This is a genomic window from Photobacterium sanguinicancri, from assembly GCF_002265265.1.
Lineage (GTDB): Bacteria > Pseudomonadota > Gammaproteobacteria > Enterobacterales > Vibrionaceae > Photobacterium > Photobacterium sanguinicancri.
Genome location: NZ_NOIF01000290.1, coordinates 1 through 3,687, shown reverse-complemented (window position 1 = coordinate 3,687; position 3,687 = coordinate 1). Strand labels below are relative to the sequence as shown.

The window sequence follows — 3,687 nt, the reverse complement described above, 5'->3', positions numbered from 1 at the left end:
CTATATATGCTCTCGCATCAACAAAGCCCAAATCAGCCGCAATCGCATAGAATCGCTTAGCTTGCTGAAGTGCTTCTACATTAGTTTTATCTCTCAAATATACATTGTCATAACATGATCCTACATGCACTGCAGCCCGCTCTACTCGTGCCTTGTCCCACGCCAGTTTATAATGGCGGCATGCCTCTTCGATATTTCCTCGTCTTAACAAAATGTTTGCTAAAGGGAAGTGTGCATACGCTTCACCTTCAGCTACTCTAGCCTCATATTCTTCCTCTGTGCCCTTAGATTCAAATCTGCGAATTGCATCTACATACAACCTTTCGCAGAGATCTTTTTGACTTTCTCCTAACTCTATACATAAATCGCCAATTGTACCCAATATGCGGTTTAAATGAGGAGGGTGAGTTTGTGAACCAATCTGTTGCAGCACCCGATCCAGTTCATAAATATATCCAACAGAAAAAATTCGTCCTATAGAACTCACGCCGGGAAATTCATCTGCTAAAGCCTCCCTAGACCAATTATCCGCTTCTGCCTCTATCCGTCGAATTATTGCTGCAGATGTATTGTGGGTATAAAAACCATCATTAACATGGTGGCCAACCTCATGGAGCAGCACATCTGTTAGAGCTAGCCATTGGAACGTGAGTATATTTCTCTGATATGAGCCTAGGTTTTCGGGAGTGAAATTAATCCATTTATCAACAGTAACAGGAGGCGGGCCTTCATTTACAGGGCGGAGGCGCCAAAATAGATAGTTGAAATAACGCTCTGTCAGGTGATGATCATTCAGCTCGTATGAAATGATATCTGCCGCAATATATTGTCCCAAGCCATAAATGAAATCTTCACTTATGATGATTCTCCTAGGGTTACCAGGGAGCGCGACAGCTCTGCCAAAGCTGTTTGCAATTCCATTCGCTGGCTCTACGATTACCCATATATTATCCGTGACATCTTTATCCTCCCAGCGAGAAGACAGGAGCGGATTAATGGTGTTGTTCACTATATCCATTACAAGGTTTTCATACCGAGCACCAGTAGGATAGACTTCCAGTGCCTGTGTCTGGAATGAAAATAGAGCAATGATAAGCGACCATCTGTAATATTTCATTTTATCCTAGCCTCCTTCAAGTTATCTAACCTCTCACAAATATCCTCTGTGTAACCTGAAGGCATCTCATTTTTACCAGAACAAGCAGAGAAAACTTTCGGAGGAAATGAACTGAATATTTTTGCATTGAGCTGCACTTTCAGATCTTTCACTGCCAGAGATAATTGACCGTAAGATGACTCCCTACCTAACAATGAAACTCCATTACGAACCTCTCCAGGAAGACTTTTCACAGCTTCCTCAGCTGTATTGATAGCTTTGGCTAAACGCATTAGTTCGTCATACTCCTTGCCAGAGAAACCAGCAAGTAACCTCTCACTCTCTGCTTGAGCAGCCTTACCATCAACACTTTCAGGCCGGAATGTTTTTACGCTTTCGAGTCTTGGATGGGCAAAGTTGATATACCCAACCAGCAAAACTCCAAATAGCGAAAAAAACAGGCCTGGTGCAACCTTTAGAAACCTAAATTCATAGTTGCCAATCTTAACTATTGCTGACTGTGGTGTTTCAATCCCACTTTTGAACAAGAAAAAACCAAGAAGGACTGAAAGGGCACCGATACCCAGCCCAATCATTCTCTCGTAAGCTCTATACTCGAGAAAACTCATAAGTACCTGCTCAAAAGTCATAGTGTCACCCCACAAAAGACTGTCACAACACAGAAATTGAAGACAAATATGCATACAGCAAAATAAATCTTAGTTACTTAATAATTTTTACAGTATGAGCCGCCTCACACTACAGTTATTAACTGAGTTATGAATACTGATTGGTGAATAGCCACTGACTTGATAGACACATATTATCATCCCAATGCATTAGGAAATGTAGGTAAAAGGACGCATTGATTAAGGGTATAATTGCTAAGTGAAACTCGTTTTGGGGCACAAACGCTTTTCGTTACAACAAAGCAACACCTTGCATATAACGCAATATCTACTACTCTTAATTCGATTCAATTTTCTGCTTCGTTCACTCCTATGACGCTGTCAGCAGAAAAGGCGTTGGTCACAACAGCCTGACAGTTCTGGGAAAGTCCTGATTTCTTCCTTATGACGTACCTCCAAGCCCTGCATTTCGAGCATTGACAGGTATAAGGTATAGCGTATTTCCTTAGTGTAGATTCATGTGGTTTCAGGCTAGCAATAGCAGACCAACAGGTATGTATGGATTCAGATGTTACTCACTGAATAATACCAATCAGAATAAGTACCTGAATCAGCCTTGCTTGTTAAAATTACCGATCACTGCGTCAGAATTTTTGCAATTAGCACCACTAGTTACTACGAATTCTTCCTTGTCCTCGGTAATTTTTCCTACGCAAGTATCTGAACATTTACTTATCCCGATGGGTAAAAAGGAAAATACCATGATTTATTTTGTCTCAAACCGAAACATCACCGATGATCCGCTACTCTTTGGCGATAATTTTAATGCCGAAGGAGCTGAAGTCTTGCGGGTTGCCAAAGCACAGCAAGACAATGCGGGCAACTTCTCGCTAGCGCTGATGGATGAAGCCGCGATTGTGCACAACGGGGCGATTGCCGATGAAGTGCAAACCCCGTTAGAGCATGTTTTTGACAAGTTCGCCAATGCCGACAGTCCGTGTGTATTGTTTATTCATGGATTTAATCAGAGTATTGAGAAGAACCTAAAAAAGTGCCGTGAAATAGAAGCGTACGGCGTGAATGTAATCGCCTTTTCTTGGCCGTCCAATCCTGGACCGAACTTTATTTTACGTAAGGTGACCGAATACAAACGCGCCCGTAAAAATGCCCGTCGTTCGGCCATTGCGTTAGAGCGTTTATTCGATAAGTTATATGGTTTTGTAGACGCCAATGGTGGTTGTGGCCAGATCAAAACCTTGGCAATTCATAGCTTGGGCAACTACCTAATGCAATCTGTGGTGCAAGTACCAGATTATGATCACCAAGCAGCCGTGTTTAAAAATATTCTTCTGCATCAGGCCGATGCCGATAACCCAGAACATGCCGCATGGCTAGATACTCTCGGGCAAAGCAGCCGAGTGATAGTAACAGTGAATGAAACCGACGATGTACTGGATTTCTCGGATTGCATCAACCCTGATCGCATTGGTAATACCGCAGCCAATATGAATGCCAAATACGCAACCTATTACAATTTCACAGAAGCAGCGGGCGCAAATGATAGCCATCGCTTATGGCACAAACCCGCATTAGAAAACCCAACCATAAAGCTCTTCTTTAGCCGTGTGTTCGATGGTAAGAACCCCGTAAAAGCAGGCATGCAGTTTAATGGTAATTTAAATTGCTATCAGGTGTTGTAGTAATGCGTTGAGGCAACTAGCACCTATTCATCTCACCTCTCATCGCTAAAAGGGTCAGCTCAACAACGGCTGACCTTTTATCTGTGCCCACTTTTACTATTTCCTCACAATTTATGCCTAAAAAAACCAGAAAGATTCAATATAAACGCGAACTTTTCAAACATGGAATTTATAAACTGATTCAATAATGACCATTTAAAACTTGGCATTTATTTGAACTCAAACAAATACGCATGAAATGAATATTTTAACCACGCTGACT

Annotated in this window: 3 protein-coding genes; 1 reads left to right on the top strand and 2 read right to left on the bottom strand. The window is 42.0% G+C overall.

Annotated elements, in window-relative coordinates; translation table 11 throughout:
* On the bottom strand, positions 1-1,117 hold a 1,117-nt coding region (locus ASV53_RS23230; RefSeq protein WP_141226302.1), incomplete at its 3' end, for a hypothetical protein.
* The gene (locus tag ASV53_RS23225; RefSeq protein WP_094958881.1) at positions 1,114-1,746 is read right to left on the bottom strand and encodes a hypothetical protein; all 633 of its coding nucleotides are present in this window, start codon (positions 1,744-1,746) and stop codon (positions 1,114-1,116) included. The genes ASV53_RS23225 and ASV53_RS23230, both read right to left, overlap by 4 nt.
* A gap of 740 nt (positions 1,747-2,486) precedes the next feature.
* Here ASV53_RS23225 and ASV53_RS23220 point away from each other — a divergent pair.
* A complete protein-coding gene (locus ASV53_RS23220) occupies positions 2,487-3,425 on the top strand; it encodes an alpha/beta hydrolase (protein WP_189337952.1) in 939 nt (312 codons plus the stop codon).
* Positions 3,426-3,687: the final 262 nt, after the last annotated feature.

Bases quoted from the DNA above. Each gene is read 5' to 3' on its own strand.
- ASV53_RS23225 (WP_094958881.1), bottom strand. From the start codon at position 1,746: ATGACTTTTGAGCAGGTACTTATGAGTTTTCTCGAGTATAGAGCTTAC.
- ASV53_RS23220 (WP_189337952.1), top strand. From the start codon at position 2,487: ATGATTTATTTTGTCTCAAACCGAAACATCACCGATGATCCGCTACTC.